The following is a 24538-nucleotide window of genomic DNA, read 5'->3' on the forward strand; positions in this document are numbered from 1 at the left end:
ATTCATCCTTTTTCCAATTGTTTTTAGGAATGTGATTGTTTTAAAGTCGCACAATAGAAACAAAAAGAATGGAGAATTACAAGATGCATACCATGTGGAAGGGTAGTATTAGTTTTGGGCTTGTTAACATTCCCATCAAGCTCCATACGGCGACAGAGGATAAAGATATCAAGCTGCGGACTTTGCATAACAAATGTCATGCCCCAATTAAATATGAAAAAATTTGTTCTGTTTGTGAGGAAGAAGTAAAACCTGAGGATATCGTTAAGGCTTATGAATATACAAAAGGTAAATTTGTTGTCCTCGATCATGACGAACTCGAAAAGTTAAGAAAAGAAAACGAAGAGAAAGCAGTTGAAATTATTGATTTTGTCAAAATGGAACAAATTGATCCAATCTATTACGATCGAAGCTATTATATGTCTCCGAGTGAGGGAGGCGGAAAAGCCTATTCCTTGCTTCGAAAAGCATTGCTGGAGTCGCAAAAAGTGGGTCTTGCCAAAATCATTATTCGCTCTAAAGAGCAATTAGCAGTCATTCGGGTATATGAAAATATATTAGTCATGGAAACGATACATTATCCCGATGAAGTTCGTAAAGCAGGGGATGTACCAAGTGTTCCTTCAGAAGATAAAGTGACGAAAAGAGAGTTGGACACAGCCATTTTATTGATCGATCAATTAACAACAGAGTTTGAACCAGAAAAATACACAGATGACTATCGAACTGTACTGCTTGAATTGATTGAATCGAAACGAAACGGCCAAGAAACAGTATCAGCGGCAACGAAGGAAGTAGCATCCAACGTCACTGACTTAATGGCGGCATTACAGGCATCCATTGATCGGACAAAATCTAAAAAGGCTGTAGCACCCAGAAAGAAAGCGGCACCAAGAGTCAAAAAGGAAGCATAGGGAAAGTGTTAACGACCGATTCGAATTTTCGAATCGGTTTTTTGCAGTTCTTGTATCCATTAATACTGCATATTTTTAATAAATGTATTTATTGTAAATATTGGGGGAGATATACTTTGGCTGTTAATGTACTCATGTTTACTGATCCGGGTATCGATGATTCATTTGCGATCATGTATGCCTTACTAAATCCAAAAATAAACTTGGTTGGCATTGTCAGTGGTTATGGAAATACACCAAAAGAAAAATCGGTTAAGAATACTGCCTACCTGTTAACTTTAGGAGGTAGAGAGGATATTCCAATCATAGCTGGTGCCGCAGGACCTCTATCAGGTGAAACAATCGTATATTATCCTGAGATACATGGCAAAGATGGATTAGGACCAATCAAGCCTCCCGATACTATTCAGAATGTAAAGGTTTATGATATTAACAAAATTCTTGAAATTGTAAATCAGTATACTGGCGACCTTGTGATTGTCTCTGTTGGAAGACAGACTGAGTTAGCATTAATGTTTATCCTCTATGGGAATGATGCTTTAAAGGAAGTAAACACATTTTATATTATGGGCGGGGCTTTTTTGGTCCCCGGGAATATTTCTGCTGAAGCAGAGGCAAATTTTTTTGTTGATCCGATTGCTGCAGACACGGTCATGGAAAAGGCTCATAATATTCATTTATTTCCGTTAAATATTACAAATAAAGCACTCATAACTCCAGATATTATTGACTATCTAAGTAAAAACAGCCCGACACCTTTTAAGCCGCTATTAAAGCCAGCCTTTGATTATTACTATAAAGCCTATCAAAAGAATGTACCCGGTATTAAAGGAGCACCTCTTCATGATGTGGTCCCGTTAATGGCATTAACAGAACCGGATTTGGTAAAGTATATCCCGAGAAGAGTAAGAGTAGAGCAATTTGGTAATGCCAAAGGCAAAAGCATCGCTGATTTTCGACCAAAACCAGATAAAGAACCGATTAATTCGCTTGATTACATTGGCATGGAAGCTGATATACAAAAATTTATCGTCAATTTCATGGAAATATTTTTACAGGGAGATTTTAATAAACAATAATGAAACTCAGAATAGGTTTCATTATTGTATAAAAATTATATAAATTTCCTACTTTTTGAAATTTGATTGACTGTAAAGCTAAATTAGGGTAAAATAAAATTACGCTTTTAAGTTAGTTAAATATTTATAGTTTAGTAGTCGTAACTGCACGAAAAATGTGGGTAATGTCTATGCCCAAACGTGTCAGTACGTCTTTTTTATTTTTTTATATGTAATAAATTAAAAGTGAACTATATTTTGGGGGTTTTTTCATGAACAACGGTAAAGTTAAATGGTTTAATGCAGAAAAAGGATTCGGATTTATTGAAGCTGATGGCGGTCAAGACGTATTCGTTCACTTTTCAGCAATTCAATCTGAAGGCTTCAAAACATTAGAAGAGGGCCAATCAGTTTCTTTTGAAATCGTTGAAGGCGCTCGTGGACCACAAGCTTCTAACGTTAAAACAGTTTAATTCTTTTATAATAAAGGTGATGCACCATTTTTTAGCATCACCTTTTATCTATATGATATTTTTACTGCGAGAAAAGTAGACTCACAGTCAATAAGCTGCTGCTAAATGATGTTTGATATTTTCCATATTGTTTAGCTAACAAACAAAGTATTTAAAACAGTCATGCACTAATTACAAGGGGTGATCGTTTTGGCGTTTGGTAGAAAAAATGATGAGGAAATCAAATTAGAAGAAACTAAAATCTGGGTATGTAGTTCAGACACGTGTAAATGCTGGATTCGCGACAATTTTAAAAGCACTGAAGTGCCTTTATGTCCAATCTGCAAAAGTGAAATGACTGAAAGTACTAAAGAATTACAAGTTATTCACAATCATAGTAAGAACTTTATGTGATCAATAGGTAGCAGGGAGGTGTAATCACTCCCTGCTATTTTTATTATCCAGCGCAAGCGCCCTAGGCCTGTCGTGAGCTGGACAGGGCGCTTGTGCTTTTCTTATTCCTTGGCATTTTCTCTACAATAGGCAAGAACCAATGCTTCTTCATCTTCTTCGAGTTCAAAGTCAAGTACCTTTTCGCTCACGATTTCATAAAGATAGAAGTTAGTAATTTTGTCACCATTTTCGTCGCTAACGAAAATGGTTCTAAGACCTACTCCTTGATCCGAATAAAGCTCATCCTCTTCATCCACAGCAAGTTCTAAAAAAAACTCATAACGGTCACCTGATAATAAACCGAATGGATCTTCTAATTTTTCAACTGAGTGTCCAGTAATGTTCAAAAATATCATCCTCTGCAAAGTATTCATCCTTACTATTATACACATTTTTAATTCAACAAGAAAAACTGTATAGCATTGTTATAAATATTTTTCTCGTATTGTAGAAATTTTCCATAATTATTTCATACCATTTTGAAATAAATGTGAATAATTCCATATATGGGATTCCTATATTGAAGGAATAAGGTAAGATAAATTTGTATAGAAGTAATCATTAAAATAGAAAGTGGTGACAGTTATTAACTATACTTGTGAATTATTTCACAAATAGGGAGAGGAAAGAATGAATACAACGACAGAAACATTACATATTCAATTACAGCCGTTTTTTTTATCTAGAAAAAAATATTATCAGCTCCTTCATTTGCTATTTTCGGTACCCGCTACAGGTGAGTTATTAGTAGAAATTCAACATAATGGTAATTTGCGGGGATTAGAAGAAATTCATGATGGCGGAAAAATACTTCGCAATTTTTTTGAACATATGACAGTTGAACAAATTGAGAGGGAGAATGAAGAATATCAACGTCTTTTTATTGGGCCGGGCCCGCTAGTAGCACCACCTTGGGAGTCTTATTATCGGAGCAGAGAACACTTGCTATTTGAGGAATGGACTTATCAAATCAGGGAGCAATACCATCTTTTTGGTCTTCAATACAAAAATGAAAATAATGAACCTGATGATCACTTAATACCCGAATTAGAATTTATGCTTTATCTTGTAGATTTATGTTTACAAGAAACAGAGACTGATAGACTAGTAGAATTAATATCAAGCCAAATTCACTTTCTTGAAAACCATTTAACGATGTGGATTCCATATTTTTGTAAACGAATAATTGAACAGACAAATAGTCAGTTGTACCTCGGAGCATCCATGCTTCTTGAGGACTTATTAACTTTTGATTTGACCACTTTACTTGAAGTAAGGGAGGCATTACCTGATGTCAGATAAGAATACCTTGAAGGATCTATTATCAAATAAAATGCAACGGCGTACATTTTTGAAATGGTCAGGCGCAATTGGAATTCCTGTTATTGCCGGCGGCATTGGTACAAAGATGCTCGTCGATCATAAAGAAGAGCCAAAGACAGCCAATGCCAAGGATACGGAGAAAATTATTTCAACATGCAGTATTAATAATTGTGGTGGCCGCTGTGTTATCAAAGCACATGTTAAAGATGGGATGGTCGTTCGAGTAAGTACTGATACACAAGAAAGCGGCGATCTATCTACCCCACCACTTAGGGCATGTGTAAGGGGTAGAAATTACCGGAACATGCTATATGATCCAGATCGCTTAAAGTATCCTATGAAAAGGGTTGGGAAACGAGGCGAAGGGAAATTTAAAAGGATATCTTGGGAGGAAGCCATTGAAACGATTGCTTCTGAAGTAAAACGAATTGGGGATAAATATGGGCCAGAATCAAGATATGTAAACTATGCATCTGGTCAAAGTTGGGGATTACATGGCGGGAAAAATGCAGCAAGAAAATTATTGTCTCTAACAGGCGGTTTTTTAAACTATCGAAATGACTATAGTTCCGGAGCAGGAAATGTAGCCACACCCTATACATATGGCACGAATAATACAGGCAGCAGCTTTGACTCTCTTTTACACTCAAAATACATTATTTTATGGGGACAAAATCCATCGGAAATGATTTTTTCTACACCATATCGAGAATATTTAATGCAAGCTAAGAGAAACGGCGCTAAAATCATTGTCATTGACCCGCGTTATACCGATACAGCCATTGCCTTTGCTGATGAATGGATTCCGATTCTCCCGACGACTGACAATGCGATGATGGATGCAATGGGTTACGTTATCGTTAAAGAAAAATTACATGACCAAGCATTTCTAGATAAATATTGTATTGGATTTGACGGAGACCATATGCCGGATGGGATAGCAAAGAGTGAATCCTTAAAAAGCTATTTATTGGGTGAAAAAGATGGGATTGAGAAAACACCTGAATGGGCCGAGGGAATTTGCGGCGTCCCTGCGGGGAAAATTCGAGAAATTGCACGGGAATATGCTAAATCTAAGCCTGCTGCCCTAATTCAAGGTTGGGCAGCACAGCGACAAGCGTATGGTGAACAATTCATGCGTGGCGGGGCACAGCTTGCCTGCCTAACAGGAAATGTCGGCAAGTTAGGCGGTTGGGCCGCCGGGACCGGATATTGGAGCCGTTCGGACATTGTATATCCATTTTCATATGAAAACCCTGTTAAAGCTTCGATTCCATGCTTCCTTTGGACGAAGGCTGTTGAAAAAGGAACAGAAATGACAGCAGCGGATGGATTAGAAGGTACTGATAAATTAACAACAAACATCAAATTAATTTTCAATATGGCAGGAAATATGCTAATTAATCAGCATGCTGATATCAATAAAACAACTAAGCTTCTTGAAGATGAAAGTAAAGTAGAGTTCATTGTAGTCAGTGATATTTTTATGACACCAAGTGCAAGGTTTGCGGATATTTTGCTGCCGGGAACTACTTTCTTTGAGCGCTATGATATTGGCGTCCCTTGGTGTTTTGGTGATTACGTTGTATTTGGTGATAAAACGATTGAACCGCTGTTTGAATGTCGCGATGAATACGATGTGTTTGCAGAAGTGGCAGATAAATTGGGACTAAAGGAAAAATTTACTGAAGGTAAAACGACACTTGACCTTGTTAAAGAAAGTGTGGAGAGGACAAAGAAAGAGTTGACTCCTGACTTCCCTTCGTTTGAAGAATTCCGAAGAAACGGGGTTCATCATTTTAAATATGATTCACCACTTATCGGTTTTAAAGAGCAAATTGACGACCTTAAGAAACATCCGTTCGAAACTCCTTCAGGTAAAATTGAGCTATTCTCGAAGGCATTATGGGATATGAATCAGCAGGATGAAATTCCAGCGATTGCGAAATACATTTCTTCATGGGAAGGACCACAAGACCCAATTATTAACAAGTTTCCGTTGCAGTTGATTAGCTGGCATTATAAACGGAGATGTCACTCTACCTATGATAACCAAGCGTGGCTCGAAGAAGCTGCCAAGCAAGAGATGTGGATGAATCCAAAAGATGCTGAGAAACGTGGGATAAAAGCTGGTGATCGAGTTCAGGTATATAATGAGCGGGGCTCAATCTATATCGATGTAAAGGTGACACCGAGAATCACTCCGGGCGTGGCGGGTATCCCCCAGGGAGCATGGTTTACGCCTGATAAAGATGGACTTGACCAAAGGGGTTCTGTTAATGTGCTGACTTCACAACGGCCAACAGCCCTCGCTAAATCAAATCCACAACTAACGAACTTAGTTGAAGTGAAAAAAGCGTAGGGAGTGAATAAGTTGGAACAGCTAGGATTTTATATTAACCAAGGCCTCTGTTCAGGGTGTAAAGCCTGTAGTGTGGCTTGTAAGGATAAAAATAATCTCGATGTCGGAATTAATTTTCGAAGGGTATATACTTATGAAGAAGGAGCGTATATTCAGCAACCGACCAATGGAATCGTCCATAATATCAAAGCCTTTTATTTTTCGATTTCTTGCAATCATTGCACCAATCCGAAATGCTTGCCAATCTGCCCCACTGGAGCGATTGTGAAGAATAAAGAAACAGGGGTTGTTAGGATTGATCAAGATATTTGTCAAGGGGTTCAACTATGTGTAAAAGCATGTCCTTACGGTGCCCCACAATATAATCAGAAGGTCTTTAAATCAAATAAATGTGATTTTTGTATGGATCTGCAGAAAAAGGGTGAGGAACCTGTTTGTGTAGCCACCTGTCCAATGAGGGCGATTGAATTTGGCCCTGTTGAAGAGTTAAGAAAGAAGTATGGCAATGTTAGTCAAATTAAAGGAATGCCAAGTAATGCAATTACCCATCCTAACATCGTGATAACTCCGCACAAAGATGCGAAATTGTCTAGTTCATGAGGCGTGTAGGAAACAAGAAATATACCAGCTGCAGGACTTAGGATGATTCGGTCCTGCAGCTTTTTATTGAAGGTGGTCAGATGTCTCTTTTGGTAAAATGGCTTGAAAGTATGCATGTAGATTTGAAGATTACCAATAAATGTTCACGAAACAAAAATGTTCGATCCACCTGCACCTTTTGCTTGGAATTGTGTAAGTACGGGGCATTAGAGATCAATCAGCAATCCATAGAAATCAATCAGTCACAATGCACATCATGTGGTGATTGTGTCATCTCCTGTCCGATGTCAGCAATCGAAGGAATTGCCGTAACGAGGGAATTCGAAGAAAATAGCCTTATATATAAGGAAGATTACACCCCAACTGAAAAAGAATTGTTGATTTATAAAAAAAGAGGTCTACATGCGATTACACTTAACGGAGCTCCACTCAATGATAAATGGAAATTTGTACTAACTGAGACCAATAGGATGTTAGGTCAACTCGATCAAAGATCCATTGAGGTGGTTCAGAGAAAAAATGTTGAAAAACTTTCGCGGAGAGATTTATTCACTTCAATGCAGTCAGGTGGGAAAAAGCTAGCTAAAAGTTTGACTCCGGCTTCATGGAAACTGGAAGCAAATGAGTGGACCCTAGCAAACTATTACCCGGAATATCAATTTTACACAGTAGAGCTGGATAAAGACAAATGTACATTTTGTAAAGCTTGTTTTACCTTTTGCAACCAAAAGGTGTTTCAATTAAAGGACACTAGTTTACAAATCGAAAGTAATAATTGTGTAAACTGCACCGATTGTGTAGATATTTGTCTAGAGGATGCCATTCAAATAACTCCACAAATAAAGAAAAAAGTTAATTATCAGGAACCTATTCATGCTAAGAAATGCTTAGATTGTGGCCAATCATTTCACTCGTTACAAGCAGAAACGGTGAAATGTCCGGTCTGTGTGAATAGGGATCCTGAATGGTTAAGCCCCTATCAATAAGACAACGAAAAAACGCCGGAAATCTCCGGCGTTTTTTAAATAAATAAAAACACGATAATTCGGCGTGTTTTGAAAGAATACGTATGAAGGAGAAGATGAGATTCGAACTCACGCAACGGTTAGCCGTCCTAGCGCATTTCGAGTGCGCCCCCTTATAACCACTTGGGTACTTCTCCATTATATATTATGGAGCGGGTGAGGGGAATCGAACCCCCGCCGTCAGCTTGGGAAGCTGAAATTCTACCATTAAACCACACCCGCATCATCTCCTAAATAACCATATACATTATATCATAATAATAAAATTTAGTGTAGAAAAAATTTTGCAATCCAAGAAAATTTCAAATAACATTCAAAGACGTTCAAATTTTGATTGTTTTTGAAAGAAAATGATTGATTTGTGCAATCGTTTTCAGTATTATGTAATTATGAAGAATAAAAAATCCAGGTGGTGATGCCTTGTTAACGCCAGAACGTCATCGAATCATAATGCAATTATTAAAAGCTAAAAATGTAGTTAAAATAAATGAAATTATGGAGTTAACCGATTCTTCGGAGTCAACAATTCGCCGAGATCTTTCACAATTAGAGGACCAAAAGTTCTTAAAGAGAATCCATGGAGGTGCCTCAAGATTACAAGGGAAGCTTCAAGAGCCTAGTATGATTGAGAAATCCTCCAAAAACCTTCAAGAGAAACGGTTGATTGCCCAATATGCAGCCAGTTTAGTAGAAGAGGGTGACTGCATTTATCTTGATGCTGGGTCAACTGTGATTGAAATGATTGAATTCCTTCCGTCAAAGGAAATCGTTGTTGTCACAAATGGGTTAATGCATTTAAAACCATTATTGGATAAAGGCATCTCAACCTATTTAATTGGCGGCTTGGTAAAGCAGAATACAAATGCTTTCATCGGAAGGGGAGCTTTAGCGGGCCTAGAACTATACCGTTTTGATAAATGCTTTATGGGTGTAAATGGTATCCATCCACAATTTGGCTTTACAACTCCAGACCAGGAGGAAGCAATGGTGAAGCAAAAGGCAATTGCTCTTTCAAGAGAAACCTATGTATTAGCGGATCATACAAAATTTGCTGAAATCTCGTTTGCCAAAATTGCCGATATCCAAGAGGCGGCCATTATTACCGATGAAGCAGATGATGAAACGCAGAAGCAATACGTAAATAGAACAACAATAAAGGTAGTGACATCATGATATATACATTAACTTTGAATCCTTCAGTGGACTATATAGTCAAACTCGAGAGCTTTCAGCTAGGAGAGCTAAATCGTACAGTAAATGAGGCAAAGTTTCCAGGTGGAAAAGGCATCAATGTCTCAACTGTATTAAAACAATTTGGAAGCAAAAGTAAGGCACTTGGGTTTATTGGCGGCTTTACTGGAGCTTATATTGAACAATATCTCCAAAATGAAGAAATTGATACGAATTTTGTTCAGGTTGATGAAGATACACGCATCAATGTAAAGATTAAAACGGGTCAAGAGTCAGAAATTAATGCCTTGGGTCCAAACATTTCAGAACAAAACTTCGCACTTCTAAAACAAAAAATTCAACACTTAGGAGCAGAAGATTTATTAGTACTAGCTGGAAGTATCCCTGCTAGCTTACCTAAAACAACCTATGAGGAACTTGTAAAAATTTGCAAAGAAAACGGAGCACAATTTGTTGTGGATGCAGAAGGAGATTTATTAAAAAAGGTCCTTCCCTATCACCCATTTTTAATCAAGCCGAATCATCACGAGCTAGGTGAATTATTTGATACAAGCATTACTACCGCAGAAGAAGTGATCCCTTATGGCAAAAAGCTCGTAGAAATGGGTGCGGAAAATGTCATTGTTTCATTAGCTGGCAGAGGGGCGGTGCTGATCAATAGCGAAAAAGTACTTTTTGCAAAAGTTCCAAGTGGTGAAGTGAAAAATTCAGTTGGTGCAGGGGATTCTATGGTTGCTGGTTTCTTGGCGGCATATGAGCGAACTAGAGAGATTGAAGAAGCTTTTCGGTATAGTGTTGCATCAGGTAGTGCAACTGCCTTTTCACTAGGCTTATGCTCGAAGGAAAAAGTAGAAGAACTTCTTCCGCAAGTTCATATTAAAGAGATTCGTTAAGGGAGAGAAAAACAATCATGAAAATTACTGAATTATTATCAATAAATACGATTCTATTAAATATTGAAGGTAACCAAAAAGAAGACACGATTGATCAGCTTGTTGAGGTCCTGTTTAAGGCGGGGAAAATATCGGACCGTACTGAATTTAAAGCTTCAATCTTAAAACGTGAAGAACAAAGTACAACAGGTATTGGGGATGGAATTGCCATTCCGCATGCGAAAACAAAGGTAGTAAATGAAGCAGCGATTGTCTTTGGGAAATCTGCCGCAGGTGTTAATTATGAGTCATTAGACGGGAAACCTGCACATTTATTCTTTATGATTGCTGCCCCGGAAGGTGCGAATAATACACATTTAGAAGCATTAGCAAGACTATCTGGTTTGCTAATGAAAGCGGAAGTAAGGTATGAGCTTTTAAAGGCAACAACTCCTGAAGAAATCATTGACACGATTAACCGATATGACAAAGAGGAAAAGCAAGAAACGGTATTAACGAATAAAAAGAATTTTATTGTGGCAGTTACAGGTTGTCCCACAGGTATTGCCCATACCTATATGGCAGCCGATTCCTTAAAAGCTAAGGCAGTTGAAATGGGTGTAGATATAAAGGTAGAGACAAATGGTTCGGGCGGTGCCAAAAATGTCCTGACAACAGATGAAATTGATAACGCCACAGCTGTCATTATTGCAGCAGATATCAATGTTGAAATGGAACGTTTCAACGGCAAACACGTCATTCAAGCAGCGGTAGCTGAAGGAATTCGCCGCCCTGAGCAACTATTAGATAAAGCCCTAAAACAGGATGCACCTATTTATCGAGGGAATGGCGGGAAAAGTGAAAAAGGATCCGACCAAAAAGGGTCACGTACTGGCTTTTATAAGCACTTAATGAATGGTGTTTCAAATATGCTGCCATTTGTTGTCGGTGGTGGAATTCTAATTGCCATTTGCTTTATGTTTGGTTATAACTCATTTAAGCCTGACGATCCCTCGTATAACCAGATTTCAGAAGCATTAATGACGATTGGCGGCGGTAACGCATTTGGACTTATTGTACCTGTACTTGCAGGGTTTATCGCCCTTAGTATTGCAGATCGGCCAGGTTTTGCTCCAGGTATGGTTGGTGGAATGATGGCTGCAAGTGGTGGAGCTGGATTCCTTGGCGGATTGGTTGCAGGTTTTCTAGCAGGTTATGTTGTCCTTCTTCTTAAGAAAGTATTTGCTGGACTTCCAAGATCTTTAGAAGGTATTAAAAGTATCCTAATTTACCCTCTTTTTGGTATAGCAATCACAGGTTTCATCATGCTTTATGTAGTAAACAAACCAGTTGCTTGGTTAAATGGAACAATTGCGGATTGGTTGACAGGTCTTGGTACCGGTAATGCAGTACTATTAGGTATCGTTCTTGGTCTTATGATGTCCTTTGATATGGGTGGTCCAGTTAACAAAGCTGCCTATGTATTTGGAACAGGTTTATTAGCAAGCGGCGTATATGAGCCAATGGCTGCCATTATGGCCGCTGGTATGGTACCACCGCTCGCAATTGCGCTCGCAACTACATTTTTCAAAAATAAATTTAATGACCTGGACAGAGATGCGGGAAAAGCATGTTATGTTATGGGCTTATCCTTTATTACTGAAGGGGCAATTCCATTTGCCGCAGCCGACCCATTGCGTGTCATTCCTTCGGTTATGGCAGGTTCAGCAATCGCAGGTGCGTTGTCAATGGCCTTTGGAATTGGGCTCCGTGCTCCGCATGGCGGAATATTCGTAGTTCCATTGGTTGAAAATGGTGCTCTTCTTTACGCACTGGCTATTTTAGTGGGTTCAGTTGTATCCGCACTATTAATTGGTTTTCTAAAAAAACCAGTGAAATAAGACGAAATGAAAGGGCTGAGGAAATTTCCTCAGCCCTTTTGTTCCTGTCCTTGAGGCTTGATAGCTAGCAATGCAACAAGTGCTGCAATGATACTGAAACTACCCAAAAGAATAAAAATCCAATGAGTCGCATTTTTTAATAACAAAGCAATAATCGGAGGTCCAGCAGCTACTCCGATGAATCTCATCGAACTGTAAATAGAAGAAATCGTTCCTCTTTCTTCTTTTTCAACGCCTTCGGTAATTAATGCATCTAAGCATGGAAGACCTGCACCGATACCAACTCCGCTGATAAGAAACATGGTGATCATGTACCAAAGCTTGATTGAAAACCATAATGCACCTATGGATAAGGCTGTAGCGAGAATTCCAGCAAAGGTTATCCATTTCATCAATATCTTGTTTTTCTTGATCACCTTGCCACTTATAAAGGATGAAAGACAAAGTGCACCGAGTGGTAATGCCAGAAAAAACCCTTTTTTAATATCTTTAATGCCATATTCCTTTTCAAAAATCTCCGAAAGGTAAAACAAAATCCCAAACAGGACTAGCATCAGGATGCCGCCAATAAAAAATATTGCATAAAGCCAGCGACCCTTTTCTGTAAAGGTTTTTTTCACATTGCTGAAAAATTCTTTAAAGGGAATTGGTTTATTAGTTGATTTTGGACTTTTAACCAGAAACATGATCATCAAGACGGAAATAGCACAAAAAACAGGGAAAGAAAAAAAAGGTATAAACCAAATAAATCCCGCTAGAAAAGCCCCTAAAATAGGGCTTAATACCTTACCAAATGTATTGGATGTTTCTATTAGACCCAAACAACAACTAACATCATCCTCATTCTTAAACATATCACCAACCAAGGGCAGGACAATAGGGGCAGCTCCTGCAGCACCGACCCCTTGGAGGGCGCGGCCTGCTAAAATAATCCAATACGCATCATCGAGTTTCCATGCGGCAAATCCTGAGATGAGTCCGCCAATTCCTGCTATGATGAGACTGGGGATAATAACCTTTTTTCGACCGATATGATCTGATAAGTATCCTGCAACAGGTATTAAAAAAATAGCAACAATCGAATAAACCGTAATAATCATACTTGTTTGGAAAGAAGATATGGATAATTTACTTTCCATTGAAGGTAGAACTGGTATTAACATTGAATTCCCCAATGTCATGACTAAAGGAATGGAAGACAGTGATAGGATCGCCCACTTTTGATTAGATATCTCATCGGACCGCTTTTGTCCAGCTGCAGATTGTTTCTTTTTTGCAGCTTTTGGATTTTGGCTTAAATGTTCAATATGTTCCATTAATCTTCTATCCCGCCTTCATGTTTAAGCTATTATTACTATTAGCTTATTGATAAAAAAAAAACCCGGAATAGGGTTCCTTTAATTGGAATAAGCTAAATGACAACTGTTTTGGAAAATCATAAGTTTTTGTCCATTTAGAATGTTCTAAAATTTACTCTTGACATTAATGGTATTTTTGCGTAGGATAAATATCAATCAATAGTAATTGTTAATACTTAACTCGTTGAGCAAGAGGAGTACACTAATTTTATTCTTTCAAGAGAGTCGGGGTAGGTGGGAGCCTGATAAGAATGGATTTGTGGAATGGACTTGTGAGAGGCATCTTGAAATCATCAGTAGGGATGCACGGAGCTCCACCGTTAAAAGGATAGGATATCGAACAAAAATGTTCCGTATCTGAAGAGGAAGCAGGTTTTCTATCTGCTTCAAATGGAGGTGGCACCACGACCATAGAATCGTCCTCTATATGCGTAAATTTTTGCGCATATAGAGGACGATTTTTTTTATTTTCGAAGGGAGTCAGAAAATGGAAATTAAAACTGGTTATTTCATAAAGGAGATCAAAGGAGACACGCTTACGCCAATCTCCATTTTACAAAAAATGAGTGGGAATAAGAAGTTTTTATTGGAAAGTTCCCATAAGTACAATGATTCTGGAAGATATTCCTTCATCGGTGCTGATCCCGCCTTTGAGCTCATTTCGAGCGGTGATAGCAACGAAATTATTTCGAGGAATGGGGACAAGGAAGTATTAAAGGGTAACCCTCTCGAAGTGTTAAAAAACCTTATCCCTCCCATAGATTATGAAGAATCTCCCTTTCCGTTTATTGGAGGGGCTGTAGGATATGTGGGATATGACATTATCAGGCAATATGAAGTGATTGGAGAGGAACATCCAAACGGAATGGAGATGCCAGATGTCCATTTAATGTTTTATGAAGAAGTCATTGTCTTTGATCACCTTGAAGATAAGGTTTTGATTTGTGGTTGTCCTTTAACTAAGGAGAGCGATAACGCTTTAATTGAGAAGAGAATTGAAGAAAGAATAGAGGAGCTAAAAAAGCCAACTTTCTATGCAACTGACGAGCCGTTTTATTTTTCTGGATTTGTCTCAGAAACAACAAAAGAAACCTTTATCAAGAATGTAGAAATTGCCAAAGAACATATTTTAGCTGGTGATATTTTTCAAGTGGTTCTTTCAAGACGAATGAAATCAACCTTTAACGGAGAACCTTTATCACTTTATCGTAAGCATCGTGCGAATAATCCCACTCCTTATATGTTTTATATTGATTTTGATGCATATACCGTTATTGGTTCATCTCCCGAAAGCTTACTTAAAACAAGGGAAAGAACAGTCATTTCGAATCCCATCGCAGGAACAAAAAGACGAGGGAGAACGACTGAAGAAGATTTGCTGATAGAAAAGGAATTGAAAAATGATGAAAAGGAACTTGCAGAGCATAAGATGCTTGTCGACCTTGGCAGGAATGATCTCGGGAAAATCAGCGAGTTCGGTACGGTCCAGGTGGATAAGTATATGACAGTAGAGAAATACCGCCATGTAATGCATCTTGTGTCAGAAGTAAGCGGCCAATTAACGACAGATAAAACTGCAATCGATGCTCTTGCGGCCTGTCTTCCTGCCGGGACCGTTTCAGGGGCTCCAAAGGTTCGGGCCATGGAGATTATTAACTCGTTGGAAAAATCAAAACGAGGCTTATATTCAGGGGCGGTAGGATACTTATCAGCGGATGGAAATATGGATTTTGCCCTTGCCATTCGAACCATGGTTTTAAAAGAGGGTTTGGCCTATATTCAAGCGGGTGCGGGAATCGTGTATGACTCGAATCCAGAGTCGGAATATCTAGAGACGATAAATAAACTTAATTCTTTCTTGGAGGGTGAGAAATGATTTTATTGATTGATAATTTTGATTCGTTTACATTCAACCTCTATCAATATCTTGGAGAATTAGGGGAACAAATTACCGTGTTTAGAAATAATCAACTAACAATGGAACAAATCAGAGAATTAAATCCAAAAGCAATTATTCTTTCCCCTGGGCCTGGGAAACCGGAGAAAGCCGGGATTTGTATTGAATTGATTCAAACATTCTATGATAAAATCCCGATTTTAGGGATTTGTCTTGGGCATCAGGCCATTGGAGCTTCCTTCGGTGGAAAGATTCAAAGAGCAACACTCATCAAACATGGTAAAACATCGATGATTTCGCATCATCGCTTAGGGCTTTTCAAAGGGCTTCCCACCCCTGTAGATGTGATGAGGTATCATTCATTAATTATTGAAAAAAGTAGTATTCCTGATGTATTAGAGTGTATCGCATATTCTGAAGAGGATCAGGAAATTATGGCCATAAAACATCGTCAATTTCCTGTTTACGGTCTCCAGTTTCATCCTGAGTCAATTGGTACTCCTTCGGGAAAGGAAATCATCAAGAACTTTTTAAATGAGATAGAAAGGATGAAGAAAAATGAAGAATTACTTACTCCAATTAGCTGAACATGAATCATTCTCTGAAAACCAGATGAAAGAAGCCGTTAATTTTATTTTGGGTGAGGAAGTTTCAGAATCTGAAATTGCTGCCTTTTTAATGGGTTTGAAATCAAAAGGAGAAACAGTCGAAGAAATTACCGGGATTGTAAAAGCCATGAAAGCAAATACATTGAAATTTAAAGAGGAATTTTCAGGTGTTCTTGATAATTGTGGGACCGGAGGAGACGGGTCTTCGAGTTTTAATGTGAGTACCACTTCAGCGTTTGTTATTGCTAGTGCCGGAATCCCTGTAGCCAAACATGGAAACAGGAGTGTCTCAAGCAAAACAGGCAGTGCCGATGTCCTTGAATATTTAGGAGTAAATTTAAATCTATCTGCGCAAAGAACGGAAGAAATTCTACAGGAAATCGGAATATCCTTCTTATTCGCACCTAATGTTCATCCCAAATTGAAGAAAGTAATGATGGTTCGCAAACAACTTAAGATTCCAACTATATTTAATTTTATCGGTCCGCTAACTAATCCGATTGAGTTGGACTATCAATTGCTAGGTGTGTATCGTAGAGATCTTTTAAATGTGTTTGCTGAAGTTCTTCAAAAGTTGGGCCGCAAGCGCGCCATTGTCGTTAATGGAGCTGGCTTTATGGATGAAGCATCACTCCAGGGTGAAAATCATTTAACTATTTTAGAGGATGGGAAGATCACCAACCTGTCATTTAATCCTGAAGAAGTGAATCTCCCTCAATACGATAACAGCAATATTAAAGGTGGGGACTCCAAGGAGAATGCTGAAATATTAATCAAAGTCTTAAAAGGAGAAAAAGGTGCGTACCGAGATACAGTACTACTTAATTCGGGACTTGGTATATACACAGCGGGGAGAGCAAACTCCATTAAGGAAGGTATCCAAATAGCGAGTGAAATTATTGATTCTGGAGCCGCATATGAAAAATTAAACAAGGTGATTGAGAAATCAAATGCAGCAGGTCAGAAAGAGGCGATATAAGTGGCAACAATCTTAGATAAAATCATTGATGAAAAGAGAAAAGAGGTCCTTCTCCTTCGAGAAGGAAACCAACCAATACTAGATACTGTTCTCCCTAAAAGGTCTTTTATACAAAAGCTGCATACAGCCGGTGAAATATCGATTATATCTGAATTTAAGCGCGCATCTCCATCAAAAGGAATTATTAACAACACAATTGAGCCATCCTATCAGGCTTCGATATACGAAGAGTATGGTGCTTCAGCCATTTCTGTCCTTACAGACCAAACCTTTTTTAAAGGGTCCTTCTCCGATTTAAAAGCAGTTCGGAGTAAAGTAAACCTGCCAATTCTATGTAAGGATTTTATCATTGATCGGCTCCAAATTAATTTTGCTGCGTTTCATGGGGCAGATATTATTTTATTAATAGTAGCAGCTTTAGATAATGATAGCTTGCGAGACCTTTTTGAATATGCTAAAAGCTTAGGCTTGGAGGTATTAGTTGAGGTCCATAATGAGCAGGAACTCGATAGGGCCCTGAAAATGGGCGCAAAGCTGATTGGCGTGAATAATCGGGACTTAAAAACGTTTCAAGTTTCGCTGGAAGTAACAGAAAATTTAGCTTCTACCGTAATAAACTCTGGGGCTTATCTTATTAGTGAGAGCGGAATTCAACATCCAGAGGATGTAAAGCGAGTCAGGAATGCAGGAGCAAACGGGATATTAGTTGGAGAGGCTTTGATGAAAAGTTCAGATGTAAAGCAATCCTTTTCGGACTTTCGCATCCCTCTTAAAGAAGGTGTAAAAAGATGAAAGTGAAAATTTGTGGAATAACCGATGTTGAGACGGGGATTGCGGCCGCTGAATACGGGGCAGATGCGCTAGGGTTTGTGTTTGCTGAAAGTAAACGCAGGATTTCCATTGAGAAAGCAAAAGAAATTATTGCACATTTGCCTAAAGAGGTCTTTAAGGTCGGTGTGTTTGTCAATGAAACAAGAGAGAGCATAGAAACAATCGCTTCTGCTGTTGGGCTTACACATATTCAATTACACGGAGACGAAAGTGCGTCATTCAGTGAATCTCTTTCACTGCCAGTCATAAAAGCCATTAGTTTTCAAGGGAATGAAAGTTTAGCGGCTTTGGCTGATTTATCAAATGACTTCATCCTGCTAGACAGCCCCAAAGGGAAATACAGAGGTGGAAATGGGAAGGTATTTAATTGGAATGAGGTAAATCCTCATTTGCTTTCTAGCAAAAAAATTATCCTTGCCGGCGGGTTGCATGCAGACAATGTTGAAGAGGCAATAAAAATTATTAGGCCCTTCATGGTAGATGTAAGCTCAGGCGTAGAAACTGAGGGGAAGAAGGATTTAAAAAAGATTCAAGCATTTATTAATATAGCAAAAAGCACATTTGTGGGGAGGTAAAGGGAATGAACACATATACATTACCAAATGAAAGTGGACACTTCGGTATTTTTGGAGGAAGATTTGTCCCGGAAACATTAATGAAGGCAGTAATCGAACTTAGTGAGGCCTATGAAAGTGCCAAAAAGGATCCTTCCTTTCAAGCCGAGATAGGGCAGTTGTTAAAAAACTATGTGGGTAGAGAAACGCCATTGTACTATGCAGAAAACTTAACCCGCCATGCGGGAGGAGCTAAAATTTTTCTGAAAAGAGAAGATTTAAACCATACTGGAGCTCATAAAATTAACAATGCCATTGGGCAGGCACTCCTTGCGGTACGAATGGGAAAGAAGAAAATTGTTGCTGAAACAGGCGCAGGTCAGCATGGTGTCGCAACTGCCACCGTTTGCGCTTTATTAAATCTTGATTGTATCGTTTTTATGGGGGAAGAAGATATCAAAAGGCAGGCACTAAATGTATTTCGAATGGAACTGCTGGGTGCAAGGGTCGTCAGTGTTACTTCTGGAAGTGCAACATTAAAAGATGCAGTAAACGAAGCCTTAAGATACTGGGTAGAAAATGTAGATGATACCCACTATTTATTGGGTTCTGTTATGGGACCACACCCTTTTCCACAAATGGTAAGAGATTTTCAAAGTGTGATTGGAAAGGAAACAAAACAACAATTCCAATTATGTGAAGGAATGCTTCCAGATGCCTTGGTCGCCTGTATTGGCGGTGGAAGCAATGCAATGGGGATGTTCTACCCGTTTATTGAGGATGAGAGCGTCAGTCTATATGGAGTGGAAGCTGCAGGTCAGGGAGTTGATACAGAATATCATGCCGCATCGTTAACAAAAGGAAGTCCGGGTGTATTACATGGTGCACTGATGTATCTCTTACAGAATCAAGATGGTCAAATTCAAGAAGCGCACTCCATTTCAGCTGGCCTTGATTATCCTGGCGTTGGACCAGAACATAGCTATTTACATGACATTGGTCGAGCAGCCTATCACTCGATTACTGATAAAGAAGCGTTAGAAGCATTTCAGCTTTTATCGAAACTTGAAGGGATCATTCCTGCATTAGAGAGTGCACATGCAATTGCTTTTGCTGTAAAACTTGCTGCAGAAATGGATAAGTCAAAAAACATCGTCGTGTGTCTATCAGGTCGCGGAGATAAAGATGTTGATACTGTGAAAACTAGGCTAAGAGAGGAGAGATAAATAATGAACCGTTTCGAACAAGCATTTTCAGCATTGAAAAAAAACAATAAAAAAGCTTTTGTACCCTACATAATGGCAGGGGATGGCGGGTTGGATTGTTTGGTTGACCGCCTAATAATATTGGAGAGAAATGGTGCAACTGCTATTGAAGTTGGAGTCCCTTTTTCAGACCCTGTTGCCGATGGGCCAACCATTCAACGGGCTGGCATTCGGGCACTTGAGAACGGAACCACTTTAAAGGGGATTATTGCAGAAATAAGAAAAGCGAGACAAGAGGTTTCTGTTCCAATCCTATTGATGACCTACTTGAATCCCATTTATTCCTATGGCATCAATGAATTTGTCAAAGATATTCGCCTAGCCGGTGTGGACGGGTGTATTATTCCCGATTTGCCAATCGAAGAGGAGGAAATTATTACTCCTCAGCTTGAAGAGGCGGAAATAGAATTGATTCGACTTGTTACGCTCACAACACCGATGGAGAGAATTAAGACCATTTCAAGCAAGGGAAAAGGCTTTTTATATACAGTTACCATAAAGGGGATTACGGGGGCAAGAAATGAATATGATTCAGAATTGAATCAATTTTTATTGGCAATAAAAGAAGTGAGTCCCATTCCTGTACTGGCCGGCTTCGGTATTTCAAGTCAAGATCAAATACTAGACTTAACAAAATACTGTGATGGAGTTATTGTCGGTAGTAAAATTGTCGATTTATTTAACAGTCAAAACCTGCTAGAGCTAGAAAAGTTGATGTCAGTGTTTAAATCAAAATCAGAAATCGTATAGGAAAAAGGTCTACTCTCTTCCAAGTGAGTAGACCTTTTTAGTACAACGTGTCATTTGTTACTGCGAGAATCCCCTATTATTACTATAATATAGTTTACGGAATTGTTTTTTAAACGGCTGTTGCTTAACGGCTAAACTAACCAGCATTTAGTAAGGATGAGGGATTATGAAGGTTTATGAAACGATACTTTCTATTCTAGAAGAAAAAGGACCATTACCTATTCCGGCAATTTGCCAAGAGGTCAATCACGTCCTTAGTTCAAATCGCGAAAAACCAATCCTTCCAGCACAGATTATATCGATTGTCACAAGAAAAAAGGATTTATTTCGCGTGAACGGCGGAAGAATTTCAATTCACCCAGATAAATATCCATTTTCATTAATTGCTTCTCTTGAAAGTTTTGGTGACATTTCTTACCAAGTTCGCGTTAATTTCGTGAAGAATCGTTTTGCAGCTTTGGTCTGGCGAAATAAAGAAAATCTTCAGCCCTTTTCGGATTTCCAAGCGATTGCTCCTGGCGACCTGGAAGAATTTAAAAGAGAACTTTATAGTATGAATATCTGGGAGTGGAAACCAACCTATCGAAGTGAAGACGGAATAATTATCGAAGGGAAATACTGGTCTGTAAAGTTAATTACAAAAGGTAAAGTTTATGTAAGTGAAGGAACTAAAAGCTTTCCGGAAAACTGGGATCAGTTTTGTAATGCAGTTGAAAAATTAACAGGTACACCATTTCATTAGTAGATGAATATCGAACCCAACCAGTAATTCCCAGCTTCTTGAAAGCTAAAGATATATCCTGTATAATGAGTTTATACCATATTAAGAAAATATCTTGATGATTATATTTATTTTTCTGAAACTTCCCGTTGTGGAAGTTTTGTTTGTTTTTATTAAATATTTCATTTTTATGAAAATTTACTTGTACAAGGAGCGTAAATTAGATGAAAGAAATGTCGGTTGAAGATCTTTTTACAATAAAGAACCAAGTGATCATTGATATACGCTCACCGATTGAGTTTAAAGATGGGGCAATTCCAGGGGCAATCAATGTTCCCTTATTTACAGATGAGGAACGGCAAATAATCGGAACTATTTACAAACAAGAAGGAGCAGCAATTGCTAAATGGAGAGCAATGGAGATTGTCTCTCCGAAAATTCCCGAACTCCTTCAAACGATAAAGAAATGCGTGTCAAATGATACAGAGCTTATAATCCATTGCTGGCGCGGTGGAATGCGAAGTAAGGCTGTGGTTACATTTTTAGAGTTTGCCGGAATTTATTCATGGCGTTTAGTAGGTGGTTATAAAGCATACCGCCAATATATTCTTGGACAACTGCCGACCATGCTTCCTAACAAAGCAATCGTCCTCCATGGATTAACAGGTGTTGGAAAAACAGAGGTCTTAAAGATATTGAACAAGAAGGGATATCCTATCCTAGACCTTGAAGAGATGGCGGGGCACCGTGGGTCGATATTCGGAACGATTGGTCTTAGTGACGGCCATAACCAAAAGACCTTTGATTCCCTTTTATTTAAGGGACTTCTAGACATAAAAGATGCCGAGTATTTTCTAGTTGAAGCAGAAAGCAAAAGAATTGGAAAAGCTGTTCAATCTGAAGAATTAATGGATAAAAAAATGGAAGGTATTAACATCAATCTGAGCACCCCTATTGATCAACGGGTAAAACATCTTGTTTCCGAGTATGTAGAGCCATACCAGGAGGAAACATGGTATTTCGATAAGATTTCTAATGGGATTGAAAAGGTATTAAGACGGGTTAAGGATGCTGACATTAAAAAATCACTCATAGATACGTTAACTGCTCGAAATTATCCTGAAATGATTCGAATTTTGCTTGAACATTATTATGATCCACGCTACGACCATGCAAAACAAGAGTATGAAGGGGAATTCTTTGAAATATATGCCGAACACCCAAGTGATGCAGCAGAAAAAATTGCTGCAAGGCTTAATCAATTATCCTTTTATCCTATACAGGAATTAAATGTTTATAATCGTATGATAAAATGATTGAAAAACCGCTGAATCCTGTCAGCGGTTTTTTCATTGGGTTTATGCTATCGATTTTTAAATGGTTTTAAGCCACGTCGTTTGATTTCATCCTTTAAGATTTTAAGCCATTCTTTTTCCTTGTCAGACTTTAATGCATCCCGATACGAAAAAACTAACTGCTCATTACTCATAATTTTCATTTTTATGAATGCCTCCTCGGAAAAGTGGATTGAATATTCAGTTTTTATAATTGTAATGGTTTTTACTCGTTTTGAGAACCAAAAGTTAATAAAATTTTAAAATAGTTCACATTTAAAAACTAAAAACCGATTTTATTTTAAAAAATTTTAATTATTCCCTGGTTGCACAACTGTGGTGGTATTGATTATACTAGAAATTGGACAATGACCGAAAGGAACGGTGGCAACAATGATTCATCTATCATGGCGTGATCGTGAAACAGTTAAGAAAATAAAATGCGTTCATACGGATGCGAAAAAATTTCTAGTCAATAATGCCTTAACGGCTGGAAAAATTTATGATGTAAAAAATGAGACGGAAGAATTTTATTACATTATTGATAATACTGGAAAAGTAGGCGGTTTTTACAAGGAGTATTTCCAGGATGCATAAATAAACAGGACTGTGGAGTATAGGCCGCAGTCTTTTCTTATGGAAAAAAGGGGATAGAAAAATGACTAAATTGTGGGACGAACTATTTTCGTTACAAGGGGAAATAGTAAAATTAATTCCAATTAGCATGGACCATTTAGAGGCCTTGTGGGATGCGGCCAAACCAGATGAAATCTGGACGTATATGGCCACAAAGGTTCGCTCGAAAAAAGAAATGGAAGATATGATAATAGCTTCATTAAAAGCCAGAGAAAATGGAACAGAATACACTTTCACCGTTGTAAACAATGAAAATCGAGTGATTGGCAGTACCCGATTTCTAGATATACTCCCACAACATAACAGTGCGGAAATTGGCTCGACGTGGTATCACCCCGATGTGTGGCGGACAAAAGTAAATACAGAATGTAAATTTCTTTTATTAAATCATGCATTTGAGGTATGGAAACTTACTCGTGTTCAATTAAAAACGGATTCCCGAAATATACGATCTCAATATGCAATAGCTAGAATTGGTGCCGTAAAAGAAGGCGTATTACGGAAGGATCGAATCATATCAGATGGCCACGTAAGGGATACAGTCTTTTTTAGTATCCTTTGTGATGAATGGAAGGAAGTAAGCACACAATTAAATATAAAATTGCAAAGATGAGAAGATGCACGACTATCTTAACCAATCAATATGGTTAATAATAATAGGAACATTTATTGAATTTGTACTAGGGGTGAAACCGTGATTTATTTCTGGGTTGGACTGGGTGGGATTGCCGGCAGTTTGTTCCGATATTTATTATCAGTAATGGCAGTGGCAATCGGGGGAAAGGAATTTCCAATCGGAACCCTTTTTATTAATGTAACTGGTGCCTTTTTGCTTGGTTTTATGACAAATTATTTTGTGGGTTCCAATAAGATTCATCCTTATCTGAAGACTGCACTTACCACTGGTGTCATTGGTTCATTTACAACCTTTTCAACATTTTGCTTTGAAACGGTTCATTTATTTGAAACAGGAAAAATCATATTTGGTGTCCTTTATTTATTTGCTAGTTTATTAGGGGGACTCTTTTTTGTTAAGGCAGGAATGAAACTTGGTGAGCAAGTAAATAAAACTAGGAGCGTTCTATGAAAGAGATATTATTTATTTCAATTGGGGGGTTTATAGGGGCAATTGCCCGTTTTAAAATTAACCAATCAATGTACAATAACAAAGGTTTTCCTATTGGTACGCTAACAGTCAATTTAATTGGTGCTTTTCTTTTAGGTCTCTTATTCGGTTTACATGTACAGGGGTCTTTATATTCTTTGTTGGGAATTGGATTTATGGGCTCGTTTACGACGTTTTCAACCTTAATGCTTGATGCCATAAAACTTAATATAGAAAATAAGAAAAAGTTGTATTACGGTTATTTGCTAAGCAGTTACACGATAGGGATCATACTGGCTTTTTGTGGGCTTTGGTTAGGAAGGAAGATATAAAAAAGAAGCATTCGATG

27 protein-coding genes, 2 tRNA genes and 1 other annotated feature are annotated in these 24538 nt (G+C 38.3%); of the genes, 24 read left to right on the forward strand and 5 right to left on the reverse strand.

All coding sequences use genetic code 11. The features are described from left to right. The first annotated feature begins 83 nt into the window (after positions 1–83). The 4 genes from ku (at position 84) to RCG22_RS24600 (ending at position 2838) form a co-directional block, all read left to right on the forward strand. Positions 84–914 (forward strand): non-homologous end joining protein Ku, encoded by an 831-nt coding sequence (gene ku / locus RCG22_RS24585; protein ID WP_308105064.1) that lies wholly within the window; start codon positions 84–86, stop codon positions 912–914. Between the two features lie 116 nt (positions 915–1030). Next, positions 1031–1993, forward strand: coding sequence for a nucleoside hydrolase (locus tag RCG22_RS24590; protein WP_308105065.1), 963 nt, complete (start codon positions 1031–1033; stop codon positions 1991–1993). 251 nt (positions 1994–2244) lie between these two features. Then, positions 2245–2445 carry a cold-shock protein gene (locus RCG22_RS24595; RefSeq protein WP_066256683.1) on the forward strand — a complete coding sequence of 67 codons (201 nt, stop codon included), beginning with the start codon at positions 2245–2247 and terminating at the stop codon, positions 2443–2445. A gap of 189 nt (positions 2446–2634) precedes the next feature. Then, on the forward strand, positions 2635–2838 hold the full coding sequence (locus tag RCG22_RS24600; protein ID WP_174523423.1) for a cold-shock protein: 204 nt from the start codon (positions 2635–2637) through the stop codon (positions 2836–2838). Between the two features lie 101 nt (positions 2839–2939). Here RCG22_RS24600 and RCG22_RS24605 read toward each other — a convergent pair whose 3' ends face one another. Continuing rightward, positions 2940–3233 (reverse strand): DUF6509 family protein, encoded by a 294-nt coding sequence (locus tag RCG22_RS24605; protein WP_098262127.1) that lies wholly within the window; start codon positions 3231–3233, stop codon positions 2940–2942. A 274-nt stretch (positions 3234–3507) separates the two neighbouring features. Between RCG22_RS24605 and RCG22_RS24610 the strand changes: the two genes are divergently transcribed. The 4 genes from RCG22_RS24610 (at position 3508) to RCG22_RS24625 (ending at position 8148) form a co-directional block, all read left to right on the forward strand. Further along, entirely contained in the window at positions 3508–4179 is a 672-nt protein-coding gene (locus RCG22_RS24610; protein WP_098262070.1) for a TorD/DmsD family molecular chaperone, read from the forward strand. Beyond that, positions 4169–6562, forward strand: coding sequence for a DMSO/selenate family reductase complex A subunit (locus RCG22_RS24615; RefSeq protein ID WP_308105066.1), 2394 nt, complete (start codon positions 4169–4171; stop codon positions 6560–6562). The genes RCG22_RS24610 and RCG22_RS24615 overlap by 11 nt, the downstream gene beginning before the upstream one ends. Positions 6563–6574: 12 nt before the next feature. Beyond that, positions 6575–7162: a DMSO/selenate family reductase complex B subunit gene (locus RCG22_RS24620; protein WP_308105067.1), complete on the forward strand. Its 588-nt coding sequence runs from the start codon at positions 6575–6577 to the stop codon at positions 7160–7162. 80 nt (positions 7163–7242) lie between these two features. Then, positions 7243–8148 (forward strand): 4Fe-4S dicluster domain-containing protein, encoded by a 906-nt coding sequence (locus tag RCG22_RS24625; protein WP_308105068.1) that lies wholly within the window; start codon positions 7243–7245, stop codon positions 8146–8148. Positions 8149–8235: 87 nt separating this feature from the next. Here RCG22_RS24625 and RCG22_RS24630 read toward each other — a convergent pair. Beyond that, a tRNA-Ser gene (locus RCG22_RS24630) sits at positions 8236–8324 on the reverse strand. 11 nt (positions 8325–8335) lie between these two features. Further along, positions 8336–8409, reverse strand: a tRNA-Gly gene (locus RCG22_RS24635). A 198-nt stretch (positions 8410–8607) separates the two neighbouring features. On the opposite strand from RCG22_RS24635, the gene RCG22_RS24640 reads away from it, so the two are divergent. The 3 genes from RCG22_RS24640 to RCG22_RS24650 are packed head-to-tail and all read left to right on the forward strand — an operon-like array spanning position 8608 to position 12151. Next, on the forward strand, positions 8608–9360 hold the full coding sequence (locus RCG22_RS24640) for a DeoR/GlpR family DNA-binding transcription regulator (protein WP_308105069.1): 753 nt from the start codon (positions 8608–8610) through the stop codon (positions 9358–9360). Further along, positions 9357–10271, forward strand: a complete 915-nt coding sequence (pfkB, locus tag RCG22_RS24645; RefSeq protein ID WP_308105070.1) for a 1-phosphofructokinase — start codon at positions 9357–9359, stop codon at positions 10269–10271. Before RCG22_RS24640 ends, pfkB begins: the two co-directional genes overlap by 4 nt. A gap of 17 nt (positions 10272–10288) precedes the next feature. Next, on the forward strand, positions 10289–12151 hold the full coding sequence (locus RCG22_RS24650) for a PTS fructose transporter subunit IIABC (protein ID WP_308105071.1): 1863 nt from the start codon (positions 10289–10291) through the stop codon (positions 12149–12151). Between the two features lie 29 nt (positions 12152–12180). Here the strand turns inward: RCG22_RS24650 and bcbE are convergent, their stop codons facing one another. Then, the gene (bcbE, locus tag RCG22_RS24655) at positions 12181–13467 is read right to left on the reverse strand and encodes a bacillibactin exporter BcbE (RefSeq protein WP_308105072.1); all 1287 of its coding nucleotides are present in this window, start codon (positions 13465–13467) and stop codon (positions 12181–12183) included. 217 nt (positions 13468–13684) lie between these two features. Next, positions 13685–13936 (forward strand) — a binding site (T-box leader). Between the two features lie 60 nt (positions 13937–13996). On the opposite strand from bcbE, the gene trpE reads away from it, so the two are divergent. The 9 genes from trpE to mnmH all read left to right on the forward strand — a co-directional run bounded on the left by trpE (position 13997) and on the right by mnmH (position 22430). Then, on the forward strand, positions 13997–15385 hold the full coding sequence (gene trpE / locus RCG22_RS24660) for an anthranilate synthase component I (RefSeq protein ID WP_308105073.1): 1389 nt from the start codon (positions 13997–13999) through the stop codon (positions 15383–15385). Beyond that, positions 15382–15993, forward strand: coding sequence for an anthranilate synthase component II (locus RCG22_RS24665; protein WP_098262062.1), 612 nt, complete (start codon positions 15382–15384; stop codon positions 15991–15993). Before trpE ends, RCG22_RS24665 begins: the two co-directional genes overlap by 4 nt. Further along, positions 15965–16993, forward strand: coding sequence for an anthranilate phosphoribosyltransferase (gene trpD / locus RCG22_RS24670; RefSeq protein ID WP_098262061.1), 1029 nt, complete (start codon positions 15965–15967; stop codon positions 16991–16993). Before RCG22_RS24665 ends, trpD begins: the two co-directional genes overlap by 29 nt. After that, the gene (trpC, locus tag RCG22_RS24675) at positions 16994–17785 is read left to right on the forward strand and encodes an indole-3-glycerol phosphate synthase TrpC (protein WP_308105074.1); all 792 of its coding nucleotides are present in this window, start codon (positions 16994–16996) and stop codon (positions 17783–17785) included. Next, complete coding sequence (locus RCG22_RS24680; RefSeq protein WP_308105075.1) at positions 17782–18399, forward strand: phosphoribosylanthranilate isomerase; 618 nt, start codon at positions 17782–17784, stop codon at positions 18397–18399. Before trpC ends, RCG22_RS24680 begins: the two co-directional genes overlap by 4 nt. Positions 18400–18404: 5 nt before the next feature. Further along, complete coding sequence (gene trpB, locus RCG22_RS24685) at positions 18405–19604, forward strand: tryptophan synthase subunit beta (RefSeq protein WP_308105076.1); 1200 nt, start codon at positions 18405–18407, stop codon at positions 19602–19604. A gap of 3 nt (positions 19605–19607) precedes the next feature. Next, a complete protein-coding gene (gene trpA, locus RCG22_RS24690) occupies positions 19608–20393 on the forward strand; it encodes a tryptophan synthase subunit alpha (RefSeq protein ID WP_308105077.1) in 786 nt (261 codons plus the stop codon). Between the two features lie 166 nt (positions 20394–20559). Further along, entirely contained in the window at positions 20560–21135 is a 576-nt protein-coding gene (locus RCG22_RS24695; protein ID WP_308105078.1) for a hypothetical protein, read from the forward strand. A gap of 203 nt (positions 21136–21338) precedes the next feature. Continuing rightward, positions 21339–22430 carry a tRNA 2-selenouridine(34) synthase MnmH gene (gene mnmH / locus RCG22_RS24700; protein ID WP_308105079.1) on the forward strand — a complete coding sequence of 364 codons (1092 nt, stop codon included), beginning with the start codon at positions 21339–21341 and terminating at the stop codon, positions 22428–22430. Positions 22431–22477: 47 nt separating this feature from the next. Here mnmH and sda read toward each other — a convergent pair whose 3' ends face one another. Next, positions 22478–22612 carry a sporulation histidine kinase inhibitor Sda gene (gene sda, locus RCG22_RS24705; RefSeq protein ID WP_098262054.1) on the reverse strand — a complete coding sequence of 45 codons (135 nt, stop codon included), beginning with the start codon at positions 22610–22612 and terminating at the stop codon, positions 22478–22480. Positions 22613–22841: 229 nt separating this feature from the next. On the opposite strand from sda, the gene RCG22_RS24710 reads away from it, so the two are divergent. The 4 genes from RCG22_RS24710 to RCG22_RS24725 all read left to right on the forward strand — a co-directional run bounded on the left by RCG22_RS24710 (position 22842) and on the right by RCG22_RS24725 (position 24521). Beyond that, positions 22842–23045 (forward strand): DUF6501 family protein, encoded by a 204-nt coding sequence (locus RCG22_RS24710; protein WP_066256629.1) that lies wholly within the window; start codon positions 22842–22844, stop codon positions 23043–23045. Positions 23046–23106: 61 nt separating this feature from the next. Beyond that, on the forward strand, positions 23107–23697 hold the full coding sequence (locus RCG22_RS24715) for a GNAT family N-acetyltransferase (protein ID WP_308105080.1): 591 nt from the start codon (positions 23107–23109) through the stop codon (positions 23695–23697). 81 nt (positions 23698–23778) lie between these two features. Next, a complete protein-coding gene (crcB, locus tag RCG22_RS24720) occupies positions 23779–24171 on the forward strand; it encodes a fluoride efflux transporter CrcB (RefSeq protein ID WP_308105081.1) in 393 nt (130 codons plus the stop codon). Then, positions 24168–24521, forward strand: coding sequence for a fluoride efflux transporter FluC (locus RCG22_RS24725; protein WP_308105082.1), 354 nt, complete (start codon positions 24168–24170; stop codon positions 24519–24521). The genes crcB and RCG22_RS24725 overlap by 4 nt, the downstream gene beginning before the upstream one ends. The last annotated feature ends 17 nt before the right edge of the window (positions 24522–24538 follow it).

This window comes from Neobacillus nitrireducens, assembly GCF_030915405.1.
In the GTDB taxonomy this organism is placed as follows: Bacteria; Bacillota; Bacilli; order Bacillales; family Cytobacillaceae; genus Neobacillus.